Genomic DNA, 17820 nt, shown 5'->3' with positions numbered 1-17820 from the left:
TATGCAGGAATTAACCTTTATATGATTAGATTAAATGAAGAGAGGGGAAAAACGCAATGAAACTGCAAGCTGGAAACTATTATTGGCCGACTACATTTCCAGAAGCACCTGTCTATCCTTCATTAGAGGAGGACATTAACTGTGATGTGCTGATTGTTGGCGGCGGTAGCTCTGGTGCCCAATGTGCCCACTACTTAAAGGATACAGGCTTGAATGTTGCTGTAGTGGACAAAAGGAGGATTGGAGAAGGCAGCACTTCAACAAACACGGCTCTGATTCAATACCTTGGCGATAAAATGCTGTTTGAGCTTGTAAACAGCTTTGGTGAGGAGCTGGCAATCAGACATTTAAAGCTATGTGAAGAAGCAATCAATGATATTGAAAAGGCAGCAGCCATACTTGATATTGCCTCTGATTTCAAGCGGCGAGACAGCCTTTATTATGCGAGCTACCCAGAGGATGTTGTCAAGCTTGATAAAGAGTATGCTTATCTTACAAAGCACGGTTTTCAGGCTGATTTGCTTTCAGAAGAGGAGATAAAAGAGAAATATGGATTCAGCAAGTACAAAGCCCTTTATACATATAATGACGGCGAGCTGAACCCTTTCAAGTTCAATCACGCCCTCTTAGACGGTGCTGCGAAAAAGAAAGTCTCTATTTACGAAAACACAAGAATAAATGGCAAGAAGCTAGAAAAGGACCAAGCCGTTCTGTATACAGATAAAGGTCACTCGATTACAGCTAAACATGTAATTTTTGCTGCAGGCTACGAAAACCTAGAATTTAAACAAGAAAAAAACAGTGTACTGTCAAGCTCCTATGCTGTCATTACTAATCCGGTTGAAGATTTCTCCAGCTGGCATAAGCGCACATTGATATGGGAGACTGCCCGTCCTTACATTTATATGCGTACAACTTCAGATAACCGCATTATTATTGGCGGTTTGGATGAAAACACTGCTATTGCCGAAGAGCGGGATGCAAAAATTATCGGCCGAAAAGACAAGCTTATAAAAGAATGCAAAAAATTATTCCCTGATCTAGCTCTTCAAGCAGATTACTATTTAGGTGCCTTTTATGGAGGGACACATGATGGCCTTCCGCTAATAGGGGAATACGAGGAATTTCCTAACTGCTACTTTTTAATGGCTTATGGAGATAACGGTCTTGTTTACAGCATGGCCTTAGCGAAAATTCTTCGTGAAGTTATCACTACAGGCAGTCATCCAGACCTTGCAATATACATGAGGTAAAAATGAATAAAAGGCACATTAAAGAATAAGTGACTCCCTTTAGTGCGCCTTTACCCCTGATTATGTTATGTTCCTTGCTTGCCTTTTAAAGGGCCCCACCATGATTCATTAGCCAAATACCAATCAACTGTTTCTTTAATGCCGGTCTCAAAAGAATACATTGGTTTCCAGCCTAATTCTTTCTCCAGCTTTTCCGGATTGACAGCATATCGATAATCATGACCAGGCCGATCCTTTACATATAGCAGCCTTTTTTCTGGCAGCTTTAATTCTTTCATGATTAACTGCGCTATTTCATTATTGGTCTTTTCTGTTCTTGCGCCGATATTATAAACTTCCCCTTTTTTTCCTTTGCGCAGAACAAGGTCAATTGCAGCACAATGGTCTTTAACATGAATCCAATCGCGGATATTTTTTCCATCCCCATAAACAGGAAGCCTCTCCCCATTCACACCATTTGTAATCAAAAGCGGAATGAGCTTTTCAGGAAACTGATATGGCCCATAATTATTAGAGCATCTTGTTATATTTACATCTAAACCATACGTTTTATAATAGGAGCGAACAAGCATATCGCTTGCTGCTTTACTTGCCGCATATGGACTGTTTGGAGCAATGGAGCTGCCTTCTGTAAAATAGCCAGATTCGCCAAGACTTCCATAAACCTCATCTGTAGAAATATGCACAAACCGGCCAACTCCCTTTATCTTTGCTGCCTCCAGCAAAACTAGCGTCCCTTGCACATTTGTTTCCACGAAAGCACCCGGATTAATAATGCTTCTGTCTACATGCGATTCTGCAGCAAAATGGACAATTCCATCAATACTATAAACATCAAGCAAATGATTAACAAGCTCTCGATTCGTAATGCTGCCATGAACAAACTTATGGCGAGGATTTCCCTTTAAATCCGCCAAGCTGTTTAAATTACCTGCATACGTCAGCAAGTCGAGATTAACAATAATCATATTTGGATATGTATCAAGCATATGACGGACAAAATTACTGCCAATAAAGCCGGCTCCGCCTGTTACAAGCAAATTCACAATGATTCCTCCCATCGGAAATTGTTATACTTCCATTGAGTCATCTATAGAAACTCTTATATTATTGAAATCAAGCATTCCCTAACAACTTTTAATTCTGAGGGTTCTCATTTATATAATACATGGTGATTGGCTGTTTTGATAAAAATTTAGTGATTTTTTAAGCCTGTATTATGCTGTACATTCTGGCTAGAAAATTACTGCCACATAAAAAAAGCCGCCTTACTAAAGGCAGCTTACCAAAACCATCAATGTCCGCCAAGATAGGCTTGCTTTAAATCATCACTTTCTAACAGCTCGGCGGCTGTCCCTGACAGCACAACCTTGCCTGTTTCGATGACATAGCCTCTGTTTGCAATGGACAGAGCCATATTGGCGTTTTGTTCGACTAATAATATGGTAGTTCCTGTTGCATTTATTTCCTGAATAACTTTAAATATTGTTTTTACAAACAGCGGCGCTAAGCCCATGGAAGGTTCATCAAGCAAAAGCAGCTTTGGCCTTGCCATGATAGCTCTTCCCATTGCTAGCATCTGCTGTTCTCCGCCGGAAAGTGTTCCTGACAGCTGTTTCTTCCGTTCCAGTAATCTCGGAAACACTTCATATACTTTTTCCAAATCTTTTTTTATCTCATTTTTATCATTGCGCAAGTAAGCACCTAATTCAAGATTTTCTTCCACTGTCATGTTGGAGAAAACTCTGCGTCCTTCTGGTACGTGGGAAATACCCGCTTTAACAATCGTTTGAGCTGCTTTTCCTGAAATAGACTTGCCTAAGTACTCAATGCTTCCTTTCTTTGGCTTAAGCAGCCCTGACAATGTTTTTAGGAGCGTGCTTTTTCCTGCACCATTTGCACCAATAAGTGTGACGATTTCTCCTTCATTCACCTCGAGGCTGACTCCCTTTAATGCTTGTATATTGCCATAATAGACATTAATGTCTTCTACTTTCAGCATTATTCTGCAACCTCCTCGCCTAAATATGCTTCAATTACCTTTGGATGATTGCGGATTACATCAGGAGTACCCTCTGCTATCAGCTGTCCATGATCCAAAACATAGATGCGCTCACAGATTCCCATGACTAGAGGCATATCATGCTCAATCAACAGAATCGTCAAATCGAATTGTTTTCTAATAAATGCAATCAACTCCATGAGCTCATGTGTTTCTTGCGGGTTCATCCCTGCTGCAGGCTCATCAAGCAATAGCAGCTTAGGACCTGCTGCAAGCGCTCTGGCAATTTCGAGCCGGCGCTGCTGGCCGTATGGCAGGTTTTTTGCTTTTTCGTCTTTATAGCGGTCAAGCTGAAAAATCTTTAAAAATTCAATCGATTTTTCTTCCATTTCCTTTTCACCTGCAAAGTGGGAAGGAAGGCGGAGTATGCTGCTCAACATCGAATGCTTAGCTAAAGAATGATAGGCTACCTTTACATTGTCCAGAACAGTTAATTCATTAAACAAACGGATATTCTGGAAGGTTCTGCTGATACCGCGCCGTGTTACCTGGTATGGCTTCAAGCCCTTCAGCTTTTTTCCGTCAAAGAAAATCTCTCCTTCTGTAGGTGCATAGACACCTGTCAGCATATTGAATGTTGTAGTTTTCCCTGCGCCATTCGGACCGATAAGACCAATCAATTCACCGCGGTTAAGCTCTATATTAATTTCTGAAACGGCCTTTAATCCGCCGAATTGAATGCCTGCACCCTTCACTTGCAAAAGCACATCATTGTTTGCCATTCGAACCGCCTCCTTTCCGCTTAAATAAATCAGTGATCTCCAATGTGCCCATTAAACCTTTAGGACGATATAGCATAACAATAACGAGAACTAAGCTGTAGATAATCATCCGTGTTGATGGATAATCCTGCAGATAGGTGGAGATGATGGTCAAGAAAACAGCTGCAATCACAGAACCAGACAAGCTTCCCAATCCACCTAAAACAACATAAATTAAGATGTCAAAAGACTTCAAGAAACCGAAGTTAGTAGGGTTAATAATATAGAAATTATGTGCCTGCAGTGCGCCTGCAACCCCAGCAAACAAGGAGCCAATTGCAAATGCTGCGACTTTATAATAAGTTGTGTTGATTCCCATTGCGTCTGCAGCAATTTCATTTTCTCTAATAGAAATGGCTGCACGTCCATGCCGAGAGTTCGTAAAGTTAACAATAACTAACACTGTAATAAACAAGCAGATGAATGCAGATGTCCAAGTGGTCATATGGGAAACCTGCATCCCTGCAGCTCCGCCAACATAATCAATGTTCAAGAAAAAGATACGAATAATTTCTGCAAAGCCTAATGTAGCAATTGCTAAATAGTCTCCCCTTAGTCTTAATGTCGGGATTCCGACCAATAAGCCAGCCAGAGCTGCGACTACACCGCCTGCGATAATTGCGACAGGAAAAGGAAGCTGTAATTTCATCGTTACAATCGCAGATACATAAGCACCGACAGCAAGGAAACCTGCATGTCCAATTGAAAACTGGCCTGTTATCCCAATAACTAAATGCAAGCTGACTGCCAGCATAATATTGATCGCAATCAAGATAATCATGTTGCTGTATAAAGAATCAATTATTCCATAAGTTATTAAATATTGGATAACACTGTAGGCAATAATGGAAAGCACCAAAAACACCCAGAAACTTTTTGATTTTTTCATTGTCTTCACCTACACTTTCTCTTTCGTATTCTTACCTAAAATACCAGCTGGTCTAAAGATAAGTATCAGAATTAAGATGATGAATGCAGCAGCATCTCTCCAAAGTGAGAAGCCGAGTGCACTTACTATTGTCTCAACAAGACCTAAAATAAGTCCGCCCACCATTGCTCCAGGAATAATGCCAATACCCCCAAGTACGGCAGCAACGAAAGCCTTCAACCCTGGAATTACACCCATTAATGGCTCGATTTTTGTATAATAAGCACCGAAAATAACACCTGCAGCCCCAGCGAGAGCCGATCCGATAGCAAATGTAGCTGAGATTGTTCTATCTACATTAATCCCCATTAACCTCGCAGCATCCATGTCATGAGAAACTGCGCGCATTGCTTTTCCTGTTTTCGTCTTATGGACAATGAATTGCAGAATAAGCATCAACGTTACAGAAGTTCCTAGAATTAATAGCGACTTGCTGCTGATTTGCGCACCGAAAATTTCAAATGTTTTTGTTGGCAGTACATTCGGGTAGGCAACTAAGCCTGCTCCTCTAAAGTAAATAAATACATATTCAATTAATAACGAAACCCCGATAGCAGTAATAAGGGCCGCTATCCTAGTAGCATTTCGCAGTCTTTTATAAGCAATTCTTTCAATAATTACACCAAAAATAGCACATGCTACCATGGAAACAATCAATGCAGGGAAAAACCCCAATCCCCAGCCTGTAATGGAATAAAAGCCTATAAAGGCGCCGACCATAAAGACATCCCCGTGGGCAAAGTTGATAAGTTTAATAATTCCGTAAACCATTGTATAACCTAATGCGATAAGTGCGTAAATGCTGCCAAGGGAGATGCCGTTGACAAGCTGCTGTATCCATTCCATTTTTTCTCACTCCTTCTTCCAAAACTAACCTTTTTTTCTCCTAAAATATAAAATAGGGAGGATGCTCCCCCCCATTTTTTGAACTATTAAGGATTAACCTTTGAGTTAAAGACTTGTTTTCCATCCTTATATTCAAGCACTGTTGCAGATTTGATTGGGTTATGATTCTCATCAATGGAGACTACACCAGTGATTAAGGATAAATCTTTTGTTTCAGCTAATGCGTCTTTCACTTTCTCTGAATCTGTGCTTCCAGCCCTTTCAATTGCATCTTTCAACAAGTATACAGAGTCATAGCCAAGTGCATTGAACGCGTCAGGGCTCTTGCTGTATTTATCATTAAATGCTTTAACGAATTTTTGAATGTTTTCATCTGGATCTTCAGAAGAATAATGGTTTGTGATATACGTATTGTTCAAGTTTTCTGCACCAGCAAGTTCGATAAGCTTTGGTGAATCCCAGCCGTCTGCTCCCATAAATGGTACAGTGATACCCATTTCACGAGCTTGCTTGATGATAAGTCCAACTTCCTCGTAATAGCCTGGAATAAATACGAATTCTGGATTTTTTGACTTAATTCTTGTCAATGTAGAGCTAAAGTCAGTATCTTTTGCTACATAAGCTTCTTCAGACACAATCTTTCCACCATTTGCTTCAAATGTTTCTTTAAATGCTGCCGCTAAACCTTTCGCATAATCACTGGCACTGTCAGCAAAAATTGCTGCATTTTTAATATTCAGTTTTTCTGTTGCGAAGTTTGCCGCAACATTTCCTTGGAAAGGATCGATGAAGGATGTTCTAAAAGCATATTCGTTTACAGAGCCATCATCATTTACTGTAACGTTTGGTGCTGTTCCTGATGGAGTTAGCAATACCGTTTGTTTATCATTGGCAATCTGAACTTGTGCTACTGTATCACCGCTTGTTGCTGCACCGATGATTGCCGATACTTTATCTTGTTCAATTAATTTAAGGGCTCCGTTTGTTGCTTCTGTAAGATCTGATTTATTATCAACCTTTACAGGGACAATTTTTTTGCCGTCAATTCCGCCGTCTGCATTGATTTCTTCAATTGCTAAATCAATTCCACTTTCTAATGATTGTCCATATGATGCAACCTGACCTGATAATTCTAAATTGATTCCGAATTTTATTTCATCACTGCTTGCACCGCTGTCACCTTTTGGACTGCATCCAGCCAAGATTCCTGCCGCTAAAGCAGACGTTGCTAACAAATAACTAAGCTTCTTCTTCATGTTTGAATTCCCCTTTTGTTTAAGTATTCCGAAAATAATATCTCCAAAGCTATTTCTCTATCTCTTTGAAACATAATTGCTATTCTAGTACGCCGCTGTCTTTATTTTTAATATAATTATTAATTAGTTTAATAACTCTGAAAATTTAAGACAGTTTTGTTTAGAATTAGCGCTGCTTTCCTATTTATCGGCACTCTCTCGTTATTTATTAGAACCAAATTATTCATATTCACTAATAGTTTTTTGAAAAATGGAACTAATGTGATTATTATATTAACCTCAAATTATTGTAGAAAGCAATACCTTGATTTTGCCATTTTGATGTTATATCTTTTCACAAAACAAGTTATTTACAACCTAATCCCCTTCTACCAAAGTAGATATTTGCATATAGTTTTATTATTAAATTAAAATTTGTCACATAATCTAACACTTATATTTATTAGTATAATTACATTTATATTTAAAATAACTGCATATTTCCCTATTATTAAGCATTCAGTCTATTCTATTGCTTTTAACAGCTAAAAAAGACTATTCTTCGCAAACCTTAATTTGTCATTTAACATGACATATTTTATGAACAACGGTGTTCAAAATTTTCGTAAATTTTTAAAAAAAATTTTCAAAAAAACTCATTTTTAATGAAAGATAGGGAAAAGAACAAGTAAGAATGGAGTAGAAAGGAGAATACCAATGAAAATATTTCCCATTATGCTGACTGCCAGCTGCCTTTTACTCACAGGCTGCAGTACAAAGGAACAAGCAAATAGTACGGAGAATACGAAGGTTTCTGCTAGCAGCAATCAAGTGCAAGCAGAACAAACTGCTAACAACACAGATGCCGCCACGGAGCTTACTAATAGAGAAGTATTAACAGATATCAGAAACGAGTTGAAAATAAAAGATGCTTTGCTGCCAGAAAGCTTTCCTGTTGAGGATGGCAATTATCTTGGAGCACATATTGAGGAAAACACACAGGTTGGCTACAGCATCCGCTTTTACGAGTCTGTAGCCGAAGATTCAAATCAAGCTGGTGAGCCATTAGCAGAGTTCACAGCAACTACAGATGAGGATGCTCCTGCGTTCCCCGCTTTTGATGAAGAGAATATCCCTGAGGATATGTCTGTCGATTTAGGCTACGGCATCAACGGTATACTCGAAGGAGCAGCAGGAAGTACTTATCTTCAATGGAAGGAAGGCAGATGGGTTCTACAGATTAAAGCGGTGTCTGCTGATAATCGCGATTTACAGGTAGACGGCAAAAAGATGGTAAAATACTTAGAGGAACACGCTCTGCCTGCTCCTCATGATGAAGGCATGGTAGAGGTAAGCTATCCAAAAGGTGAAAATAATGCTGAGATTCGGATAATATGGGAGGATGACTCCACTTTATACACTCTTGCAACAACAGGGGATCCTGTTGTTGCATTGAAGATGGCTGTTTCGGTTAAATAGCAAAAAAATCCGCTGCTAGTACAGCGGATTTTTTTATATCTTCACTTTCATTTGTGTGCAATCGTCACATTGCATCATATTTTTGACGATGTCTTTGTTTCGTTCTTTAAAGACTTCATTATGAGAAGAAACCATCGCACTAGTGTTGGCGTCTGGCTGAATGAACAGCTTTGCCTTATTTACCGCATTGGCTGCATCTTGAAAAGCACCTGCAATCAGGTGAACCTTTCCATCATGCTTCAGAATGTCTCCGGCAGCATACAATCCTTCAACAGATGTTTCACTGTTGGCATTGCCGGCAATATAAAAATCATCCAACATTTTGATTTCCAGATCACTGTTCTTTAATAATGAGGAATCCATTTCATAGCCATGGTTAATGACAACCTCGTCAACATCAAGCAAACCGACTTCGTCTGTCTGATTATTTGTGACTTCTACCGAATCAATCGTATCATGACCATCCTTTGCGATAAGCTTTGTAATCGATGTGTGGAAAAGACATTCTACCTTACTTTCCATAAGCTGTGTAGCTTTAGCTTCATGTCCTTTAAAGCTGTCTTTTCTGCAAGTTATATATACCTTTTTAGCGATTGGCTCTAATTCAAGGGCCCAATCTATTGCTGAATTGCCTCCGCCTGAAATAATGACTGTTTTATCTCTGAATTGCATGAGAGATTTAACTGTATAATTCAAGTTGGAAACCTCAAATCTTTCAGCACCTTCAATTTTTATTTTTTGTGGAGTAAGTATTCCGCTGCCGACAGCAACAATAACCGTTTTTGAATAATGCTGCTCACCATTAGCTGACTCTAATATAAAACATCCCTCAGCATTTTTGCTTATAGATGTAATTTTTGTATTTAATGCGACTTCCGGATTAAACGTAAGCCCTTGTTGTACTAGCTGTTCTCTTAGCTTTTCTCCTGGAAGCGGTGTAACGCCGCCTACATCCCAGATCATCTTTTCAGGATAAAGATGAAGCTTGCCTCCAAGATGGGGCAAAAATTCAATAATTTTTGTCTTCATTTCTCTTAAACCACTATAAAAAGCAGAGTAAAGTCCTGCTGGTCCACCACCAATAATCGTCACATCGAATATTTCCGTATTTTCCATATTACTTCACTCCTATGGTTTGGAATTAAATTGATTCTCATTCTCATTTAGTATCATAACCCGTTTTTAAAATTTTTACAATGGATTATTGACAGAAATATGAAACGATAATAAGATTTACTTGTTCAAAATGATTATCATTCTCATTTATTTAATAATAGAAAATCATAGGAGGATAATGATGGGGCGACTATATACCGAGGATATAAGCATCAGCTATGGCGAACGGCTAATAGTTAAAAACCTTGATGTTGTTATACCAGATGGAAAAATCACGACAATTATTGGATCTAATGGCTGTGGAAAATCAACATTATTAAAAGCAATGACGCGGATTATCCCGCACCAGTCTGGTTCTGTCCTGTTGGATGGCAAGCACATAAGCAAAATACATACGAAACAGCTTGCAAAGGAAATGGCTATACTTCCTCAAACACCGGAAAGTGTTGCAGGATTAACAGTAGGGGAGCTAGTGTCATACGGGCGTTTCCCTCATCAGAAAGGATTCGGAAAACTATCACAGCATGATATCGAGGCCATTGATTGGGCGTTAGAGTCGACCAATACAAAGGAATTCAAGGACAGATCTGTAGATGCCTTGTCAGGCGGTCAAAGACAGCGTGCATGGATTGCAATGGCACTTGCCCAAGAAACAGATATTATCTTTCTTGATGAACCGACAACTTATTTAGATATGGCACATCAATTAGAAGTGCTCGAATTGCTCCAGAAGCTTAATGAAGAACAAGGCAGAACAATCGTGATGGTTCTTCATGACTTAAACCAAGCCGCGAGATTTGCTGACTATATTATAGCAATGAAAGACGGTGAGGTAGTTAAAGCTGGCAGCCCGCAGGAAATCCTTACAAAAGATATTTTACGAAAAGTTTTTCAAATTGATGCGGAAATAGGGGAAGACCCTCGCACGAAAAAGCCGATATGCTTAACATACCACCTCATAAAAGGAGACAAGAAACATGAAGAAGTCGTTATTGCCAATGATTCTAATCTTATTGCTAGTTATTAGTGCCTGTGGAAATAAGGCATCAGAAACGAACGGCAATACAGAAGATACAGACAAAAAATCTGGAACTATTACTTACCAGTCTGAAAATGGACCTGTTGAAGTACCTGCAGATCCACAGCGCGTTGTCGTATTATCCACCTTCACTGGTAACGTTATGGCACTTGGAGTAAACGTAGTCGGTGTTGATTCCTGGTCAAAGCAAAACCCAAGATTTGATTCAGAGTTGAAAGACGTAGAAGAAGTAACAGATGAAAATCTCGAGAAAATAATTGAATTAAAGCCAGATTTAATCATCGGATTATCAACTATTAAAAATGTAGACAAGTTAAATGAAATCGCTCCAACTGTCACATTTACTTATGGCAAGGCAGACTATTTAACACAGCATCTTGAAATTGGAAAGCTTCTTAATAAAGAAAAAGAAGCACAAGTTTGGGTTGATGACTTTAAACAGCGTGCAGATGCAGCTGGTAAAGAAATCAAAGCAAAAATAGGGGAAGATGCAACAGTAACTGTCATCGAAAACTTTAATAAGCAAATGTATGTATTCGGCAACAACTGGGGTCGCGGAACTGAAATACTCTATCAAGCAATGAAGCTGAACATGCCCGAAAAGGTGAAAGAAATGGCACTTGCAGACGGATACTATGCATTATCTTCAGAAGTGCTGCCTGAGTATGTAGGAGATTACTTGATTATCAGTGAATATGCAGATCAAGATAACTCTTATCAAGAAACAGAAGCATACAAAAATATACCAGCAGTAAAAAATAACCATGTATTTAAAGCAAATGCAAATGAATTCTACTTTAATGATCCTGTGACGCTTGATTATCAACTGGAATTCTTTAAAGAGCATTTTCTAGGCAACTAACTACTAGGATTGCATGCTGTGCACGTTTGTGCGCAGCATGTTTTTATACAAATCTAAACAGAAAAGATGATATAAAATGACTAATTCTATTTCGTTTGTATGGAAATTATTAATAGGTATCTCTCTTTTGATTGCTGCATTTATCATCTCCTTGATCTTCGGAGCTGCCGATACATCATTAAAGGACTTATGGCTCGCCATCACTTCTGAACACCAAAATCAAAACAGCAATATACTGCGGGAAATCCGTCTTCCTAGAGAGGTTGCTGCAATTGCAGTGGGATCTGCTTTAGCCGTTTCTGGTGCTATCATGCAAGGCATAACAAAAAACCCGCTTGCTGATCCTGGTTTGCTTGGATTGACTGCAGGTGCAAATTTCGCCTTAGCTTTATCTTTAGCACTTATCCCGTCATTAAACTATTTCAGTATAATGTTAATCTGTTTTGTTGGTGCCGCTATTGGCATGGTTTTAGTAGTTGGAATCGGGATGATGCGAAAAGGAGGAAACTCTCCGCTTAAGCTTGTGTTGGCAGGATCAGCTGTAACAGCATTCCTTACTGCCATCGCTGAAGGAATCAGCCTGTTTTTTCACATCAATAAAAATGTGTCGATGTGGACTTCTGGTGGTCTGATTGGCACATCATGGGGACAGCTTAAGATTATTCTTCCTGCCATCCTTATTGGCATCGCTGTTGCCTTCTTTTTATCCAGGCAGCTTACTATCTTAAGCTTAAGTGAAGATGTAGCAGTCGGGCTTGGGCAAAAGACAGCCTTGGTTAAGGGACTGCTTTTTATTGTTATTATTATTCTGGCAGGAGCCGCTGTCGCACTTGTTGGAAATATGGCGTTTATTGGGCTGATGGTTCCACATATGGTCCGCTGGGCTGCAGGAACAGATTATCGCTTTCTTCTCCCGATTACAGCCATTGCAGGTGGAATTTTTATGCTGATGGCTGACACTGTTGCAAGGACAATGAATGCTCCATATGAAACACCTGTAGCAGCAATAATCAGTATTTTAGGTTTGCCTTTCTTTTTATTCATCGTTAAAAAAGGAGGAAGTAAATTCGCATGATATCCTCTGCACTGCTGAAAAAACAAAAACTAGTTATCACCGTGCTTGCAGCACTCATATTTTTGACTATTGGAATCTCCTTGAGTATCGGGTACGCCTCCTTCGGTCTGTCACGGCTTCTGCCGACACTGTTTGGAAATGGCACATTCTCAGAGGAATTTATTCTATATTCTGTTCGCTTGCCAAGAATTATTGTTACCTTGCTTGCAGGGGTTGCCCTCTCTCTTTCTGGAGCAATTCTGCAGGGCATCACAAGAAATGATTTAGCAGATCCGGGCATTATTGGCATTAACGCAGGCGCCGGTGTTGCTGTTGCAATCTTTTTCCTGTTTTTCCCGATTGACGCTGGATCGTTTGTTTATATGATTCCAGTTTGTGCATTTGCCGGTGCTGTTGCGTCCGCCCTGCTTATCTATTTCTTTTCATACGATAAAGGCCTCGGTTTCCAGCCAACTCGCCTTGTACTAGTTGGGGTAGGCTTTTCTATGGCTTTATCAGGAATCATGGTTGTGCTGATTTCTTCTGCTGAAAGAGAAAAAGTAGAGTTCATTTCAAAATGGCTGGCAGGCAATGTTTGGGGAACAGACTGGCCGTATATTTTGGCTATGCTTCCTTGGCTGATTGTATTTATTCCTTTTACTTTATACAAAGCGAATAAACTCGATGTTCTGACCTTCAGCGAGCCTGTTGCTGTCGGTATTGGCGCATCGGTTCAGAAGGAGAGAATAGTTCTGGCAATAGCTGCGGTCGCTCTGGCTGCTGCTGCTGTTTCCGCAACAGGAAGCATCTCCTTTATAGGATTAATGGGACCTCATATTGCGAAAGCATTAGTCGGCCCAAGGCATAAAATGTATTTACCTGTTGCACTGCTGATCGGGGGGCTTTTCCTTCTGGCTGCGGACACAATTGGCAAAAACATACTTGATCCTGACGGAGTCCCAGCTGGAATCATGGCTGCCATTATTGGCGCGCCTTACTTCATGTATTTGCTGTTCAAGAAAAAATAAGTATATCAATATAATAAAATATTTTCCTTGACTATTTAGATTTTTCCAATTAATCTAGTATACAGATATTTCAAAAACAAAAATAAAAATATCATTTCTTATCGAGAGAGGTGGAGGGACTGGCCCTTTGATACCTCAGCAACAGATTCTGCTTAGAATACTGTGCTAATTCCAGAAGCGCAACGCTTGAAGATAAGAAGAGCCAATGTGAATGTTCGCCTCTTCTTATTTACAAGAAGAGGCTTTTTGTGTGTTTTAGGCTTATCTTCTTTCATTCCAAATAAAATAACGAAAGCAGGAGTTAATCATGACAAAAATAGTAAACCAAGGTCCATTCAGAGCAGATCACGTTGGCAGCTTATTGCGGCCTGAAAGCTTGCATAAAGCTAGAAAAGAATTCAAAGAAGGCAATATTACAAAAGATGAGCTTCGTGCTGTGGAAACAGCAGAGATTAAGAGAATTGTTGATAAACAAATCGAGATTGGCTTAAAAGCCGTGACAGACGGAGAATTTAGACGCACATGGTGGCATCTTGACTTCCTTGAGCATTTGGATGGAATCGAAGGCTATGTACCAGAAAGCGGTTATAAATTTGATGGCGTGGAAACAGAAAAATATAATATCCGCAATAACGGCAAGATTGCTTTCAATCCAAATCACCCATTCATTGAAGATTTCAAAGTGTTTAAAGACATCGTCGGAGATCGCGCTGTTGCGAAACAAACCATCCCTAGTCCGAACCAGCTTTTTTACAGCACTATTAGAAATGAAGCTATTTATCCAAACTTAGAAGACTTCACAAAAGACGTAATCCAAACTTACCGTGACGCTATTAAAGCTTTCTATGATGCTGGTGTGCGTTATTTACAATTAGACGATGTTTATATTGCAAGACTTTCTTCGCCAGAGCATACCTTTAATGACGGAGAGTACAGCAGGGAGCATTGGATTGAGTTAGCATTGTATGTCATTAACAGCATATTGGAAGATAAACCAGAGGATCTTGTTGTTACAACCCACTTGTGTAGAGGAAACTACCAATCAACTTGGGCTTTCGAAGGAAGCTATTCTTTAATTGCACCGACTTTGCTTGCAAAAGAGAAGGTTGATGGCTTCTTCCTTGAATATGATGATGAACGCTCAGGTGACTTCAAACCGCTTGAACATATTCCTCATGAAGGAGCAAAGGTTGTTTTAGGAGTTGTGACATCTAAGTTTGGCGAATTAGAAAAGAAAGAAACATTAAAAGCCCGCATTCTTGATGCGGCAAATCACCTGCCTTTAGAGCAGCTATGCTTAAGTCCACAGTGCGGCTTTGCGTCGACACACCACGGCAATAAACTGACAGAAGAGCAGCAGTGGGAAAAGCTGCGGTTAGTAGTCGAAGTTGCCGAGGAATTATGGGAAGCTAAAGAACCAGTAACTAAATAATAAAACGGGCACTTTATTTGTCTTCCTGCTTGTTTATATCAATATTCCCATAAAAAAGGAAAGGGCAATTTGCTGCCCTTTCCTTTTCTTACGGATTTTTTACAAGCGGGAACTGAATTTTAACTATCGTTCCTTCCCCTTTTTTGCTTTCAATGTTGATTTTTCCGTTATACTTTTCGACAATATTGAAGCATATCATCATTCCCAAACCGGTTCCTTTGCTTTTCAAGGAATAAAACGGTGTCCCTAATGATTGGACTTCCTCCTCTGACATACCGCAGCCATGGTCTGTCACTTTTATTTCCACCATATCCTTTTGCAGCTCTGTTTCAATAAAGATTGGCTCACCATACGGCGATGCCTCCATTGCGTTCTTCAACAGATTGATCATCAACTGTTTAAATTCAATGGTGTTCACTAAAATATAACAATCCTTCTGTACATCACGGAGAAATATATTATTATCCCTGAGAATTCCATATGATTTTACTAGATCAGTAACGCTTTGAAGCAAGTAGTCTACTTCAACCTTCTCCAGCTTAATATCATTATCGGGTTTTGCCAGCATCAGAAATTGAGAAAGAACATGCTCTGCTGTGTTCAGCTCATCAATCATCAGGCTATAGTTCCGTTTGGAGCCTTCATCCATTTTCTCCTCTTGCTGATAGAGCTGCAGGAAACCTTTTACTACTGTTAATGGGTTCCTGATTTCATGGGCTACAGCTGCTGCTAACTGACCTGTAGTTTTCAGCCTTTCTGATTGCTGAAGCTGTTTGTAATACAATTGCTGTTTTTTTATTCGTTCATATGTTAAAAGAAAAATACAATATAATAGCGCTTGGCTTCCTAGGAAGTTAATAACATTGCCTGGAACATTTATTCCTAGCAGCCCAAATGTCTCTGCCTTGTCCATAAACAGAATGTAACCATATCCAAGCAAGTAAAGGCATATATTCATTACCATTGAAAATATGAAAAGCTGTTTATCAAAAAATAAAATGGAGATTGCCGGGATGAAACATACAAAAATAAAGGAAGACCATGTATCTGGATATACATAAAATATCGTATAAAAATAGGCCGTTCCAACGATGATGATTAAAAAATTAAGCCACCAGCCAGAAATCTTCGGATACAGCAGCAACAGCACAGATAATATGACCACTTCTACTGCATTTAAGTAATTCCCAAAGCGCAGTCCCGCTGTCTCCATGAATAAACTTGCTACCATTCCTGTCACCATGAACAGGATGATAACAGCTATAACCCCGTAATAAACCTTTACATTAAAATCCTTATATGAATTCATGTTTTATGCACCTTTTATTTAATTTCCATACATCTTTAGTCTACCAAACTGGCAAGCGCTTGAATACGTTTTTCCAGTTATTTGTTATGGTTTTTATCTGCTTCCAACTACCTTTTTTAATACTTCATCACTTTTACACACACATGCGTTAAAGTATTAAAAATTTTTATTGACGCCCACCTATATATTGCATATAATTACCACAAAATACAAGGGAATGGAGATTATGGGGATGAAAGAGTTTTTCAACAAATTATTAACTGGAATCAGTATTGGCATTGTCGTCTCATTAATACCAAATGCACTTTTAGGGGAAATTTTAAAGCTTCTGATACCTTATATACCATCCCTTCAACATGTTTATGACATCACCGTATTTGTGATGAGCCTGCTGCCTGTGCTTATTGGTGTAATGGTCGGAGTATCCTTTAAGCTCACCTCCATCCAAACAGCGAGTGTCGGCATTGCCGCGATGGTCGGGAGCGGTGTTATTCAAAAAACGGCTGATGGGCTATTTACCTTAAACGGAATTGGGGTCGTCATCAACACAGGATTAACTGCCGCTTTAACCGTATTATTTGTCCAATTAGTAGGAGACCGCCTGAAGGCATATTCTATTCTACTCTTGCCTACCTTGAGTATATTAGTGCCAGGCATGGCTGGATATCTTATCTTGCCTTACATAAAAAACACAACAGGAATTATTGGTGTAGGGGTTCAGCATGTTACTACCCTTCAACCAGTACTGATGGGAGCCATCATCTCTGTCATTTTCTGCATTATCATTTTGTCTCCCGTTTCAACCGTCGGCCTTGCGACTGTTATTTCATTATCCGGGATCGGGTCAGGTGCAGCGAACCTTGGAATTGTTGCAGCAGGCATCGGCTTGGCAATTGCAAGCTATAAAGCTAACGCACTCGGAACAGCGTTGGCACATGTGCTCGGCTCACCAAAGATTCAGATGAGGAACTTCTTTATGAAGCCTAAGATATTGTTTCCAATGCTGATAACCGCTGCTGTGCTAGGTGCATTAGCAGGATTCTTAAATATACAGGGCACTCCTTACAGTGCAGGCTTTGGGCTTTCAGGACTTGTAGGTCCGCTAAATTATATGCATTTGGCTGACGGAGGGTGGACATATAAGAATATTACCATTATGATTTCCGTATTCTTTATCGTTCCAGTCATACTCAACCTTGCCTTAATTTATATCTTTGCCAGAAAACTTAAAGTTATCAAAGCAGATGATTATAAGCTTCATTTCGACTAATAAAAAAAGCCGTTAAGGAATTAAAATGTACCCTATAGAGTAGACACTTAAAAAAAGTCTACCTATAGGGTATTTTTTTGTATAATTATGTAACACAACTAGAGAAACATGGAGACGGAGAAAATAATGAGTAAAAAGATTTTCAC

At 39.5% G+C, this 17820-nt stretch carries 16 protein-coding genes and 1 riboswitch; of the genes, 8 read left to right on the top strand and 8 right to left on the bottom strand.

The window, feature by feature from the left end:
• The first annotated feature begins 56 nt into the window (after positions 1-56).
• A complete protein-coding gene (locus M3600_RS17235) occupies positions 57-1253 on the top strand; it encodes an NAD(P)/FAD-dependent oxidoreductase (protein WP_251646862.1) in 1197 nt (398 codons plus the stop codon).
• Between the two features lie 65 nt (positions 1254-1318).
• Here M3600_RS17235 and rfbB read toward each other — a convergent pair whose 3' ends face one another.
• From rfbB to M3600_RS17205, 6 genes are all read right to left on the bottom strand, one after another.
• On the bottom strand, positions 1319-2299 hold the full coding sequence (gene rfbB / locus M3600_RS17230) for a dTDP-glucose 4,6-dehydratase (protein ID WP_251646859.1): 981 nt from the start codon (positions 2297-2299) through the stop codon (positions 1319-1321).
• Positions 2300-2547: 248 nt separating this feature from the next.
• Positions 2548-3255: an ABC transporter ATP-binding protein gene (locus tag M3600_RS17225; protein ID WP_233316047.1), complete on the bottom strand. Its 708-nt coding sequence runs from the start codon at positions 3253-3255 to the stop codon at positions 2548-2550.
• On the bottom strand, positions 3255-4037 hold the full coding sequence (locus tag M3600_RS17220) for an ABC transporter ATP-binding protein (RefSeq protein ID WP_233316048.1): 783 nt from the start codon (positions 4035-4037) through the stop codon (positions 3255-3257). The genes M3600_RS17225 and M3600_RS17220 overlap by 1 nt, the downstream gene beginning before the upstream one ends.
• Positions 4024-4965 (bottom strand): branched-chain amino acid ABC transporter permease, encoded by a 942-nt coding sequence (locus M3600_RS17215; RefSeq protein WP_233316049.1) that lies wholly within the window; start codon positions 4963-4965, stop codon positions 4024-4026. Before M3600_RS17215 ends, M3600_RS17220 begins: the two co-directional genes overlap by 14 nt.
• Positions 4966-4974: 9 nt before the next feature.
• On the bottom strand, positions 4975-5850 hold the full coding sequence (locus M3600_RS17210; protein WP_233316050.1) for a branched-chain amino acid ABC transporter permease: 876 nt from the start codon (positions 5848-5850) through the stop codon (positions 4975-4977).
• Between the two features lie 86 nt (positions 5851-5936).
• Complete coding sequence (locus M3600_RS17205; protein WP_251646857.1) at positions 5937-7106, bottom strand: ABC transporter substrate-binding protein; 1170 nt, start codon at positions 7104-7106, stop codon at positions 5937-5939.
• Between the two features lie 696 nt (positions 7107-7802).
• Between M3600_RS17205 and M3600_RS17200 the strand changes: the two genes are divergently transcribed.
• The gene (locus M3600_RS17200) at positions 7803-8564 is read left to right on the top strand and encodes a hypothetical protein (RefSeq protein ID WP_251646855.1); all 762 of its coding nucleotides are present in this window, start codon (positions 7803-7805) and stop codon (positions 8562-8564) included.
• Between the two features lie 33 nt (positions 8565-8597).
• Here M3600_RS17200 and M3600_RS17195 read toward each other — a convergent pair whose 3' ends face one another.
• Positions 8598-9680: an NAD(P)/FAD-dependent oxidoreductase gene (locus tag M3600_RS17195; protein WP_233316053.1), complete on the bottom strand. Its 1083-nt coding sequence runs from the start codon at positions 9678-9680 to the stop codon at positions 8598-8600.
• Positions 9681-9861: 181 nt separating this feature from the next.
• On the opposite strand from M3600_RS17195, the gene M3600_RS17190 reads away from it, so the two are divergent.
• From M3600_RS17190 to M3600_RS17170, 5 genes are all read left to right on the top strand, one after another.
• Entirely contained in the window at positions 9862-10707 is an 846-nt protein-coding gene (locus M3600_RS17190) for an ABC transporter ATP-binding protein (protein ID WP_233316160.1), read from the top strand.
• Entirely contained in the window at positions 10658-11581 is a 924-nt protein-coding gene (locus tag M3600_RS17185; protein WP_233316054.1) for an iron-hydroxamate ABC transporter substrate-binding protein, read from the top strand. The genes M3600_RS17190 and M3600_RS17185 overlap by 50 nt, the downstream gene beginning before the upstream one ends.
• 76 nt (positions 11582-11657) lie before the next feature.
• Positions 11658-12656 (top strand): FecCD family ABC transporter permease, encoded by a 999-nt coding sequence (locus tag M3600_RS17180; protein ID WP_251646853.1) that lies wholly within the window; start codon positions 11658-11660, stop codon positions 12654-12656.
• Positions 12653-13663, top strand: coding sequence for a FecCD family ABC transporter permease (locus M3600_RS17175; RefSeq protein ID WP_233316056.1), 1011 nt, complete (start codon positions 12653-12655; stop codon positions 13661-13663). Before M3600_RS17180 ends, M3600_RS17175 begins: the two co-directional genes overlap by 4 nt.
• 95 nt (positions 13664-13758) lie before the next feature.
• Positions 13759-13862: riboswitch (SAM riboswitch) on the top strand.
• Positions 13863-13970: 108 nt separating this feature from the next.
• Positions 13971-15095: a 5-methyltetrahydropteroyltriglutamate--homocysteine S-methyltransferase gene (locus M3600_RS17170; RefSeq protein ID WP_251646851.1), complete on the top strand. Its 1125-nt coding sequence runs from the start codon at positions 13971-13973 to the stop codon at positions 15093-15095.
• Positions 15096-15183: 88 nt separating this feature from the next.
• Here M3600_RS17170 and M3600_RS17165 read toward each other — a convergent pair whose 3' ends face one another.
• Positions 15184-16404, bottom strand: a complete 1221-nt coding sequence (locus tag M3600_RS17165) for a sensor histidine kinase (RefSeq protein WP_237942118.1) — start codon at positions 16402-16404, stop codon at positions 15184-15186.
• Positions 16405-16636: 232 nt separating this feature from the next.
• On the opposite strand from M3600_RS17165, the gene M3600_RS17160 reads away from it, so the two are divergent.
• Positions 16637-17674: a PTS sugar transporter subunit IIC gene (locus M3600_RS17160; protein WP_237942119.1), complete on the top strand. Its 1038-nt coding sequence runs from the start codon at positions 16637-16639 to the stop codon at positions 17672-17674.
• Positions 17675-17820 lie beyond the last annotated feature (146 nt).

The organism is Niallia sp. MER 6, assembly GCF_023714395.1.
GTDB lineage: Bacteria > Bacillota > Bacilli > Bacillales > Cytobacillaceae > Niallia.
The sequence above is the reverse complement of the archived record's forward strand: the minus strand, read 5'-3'. Positions and strand labels throughout refer to the sequence as shown.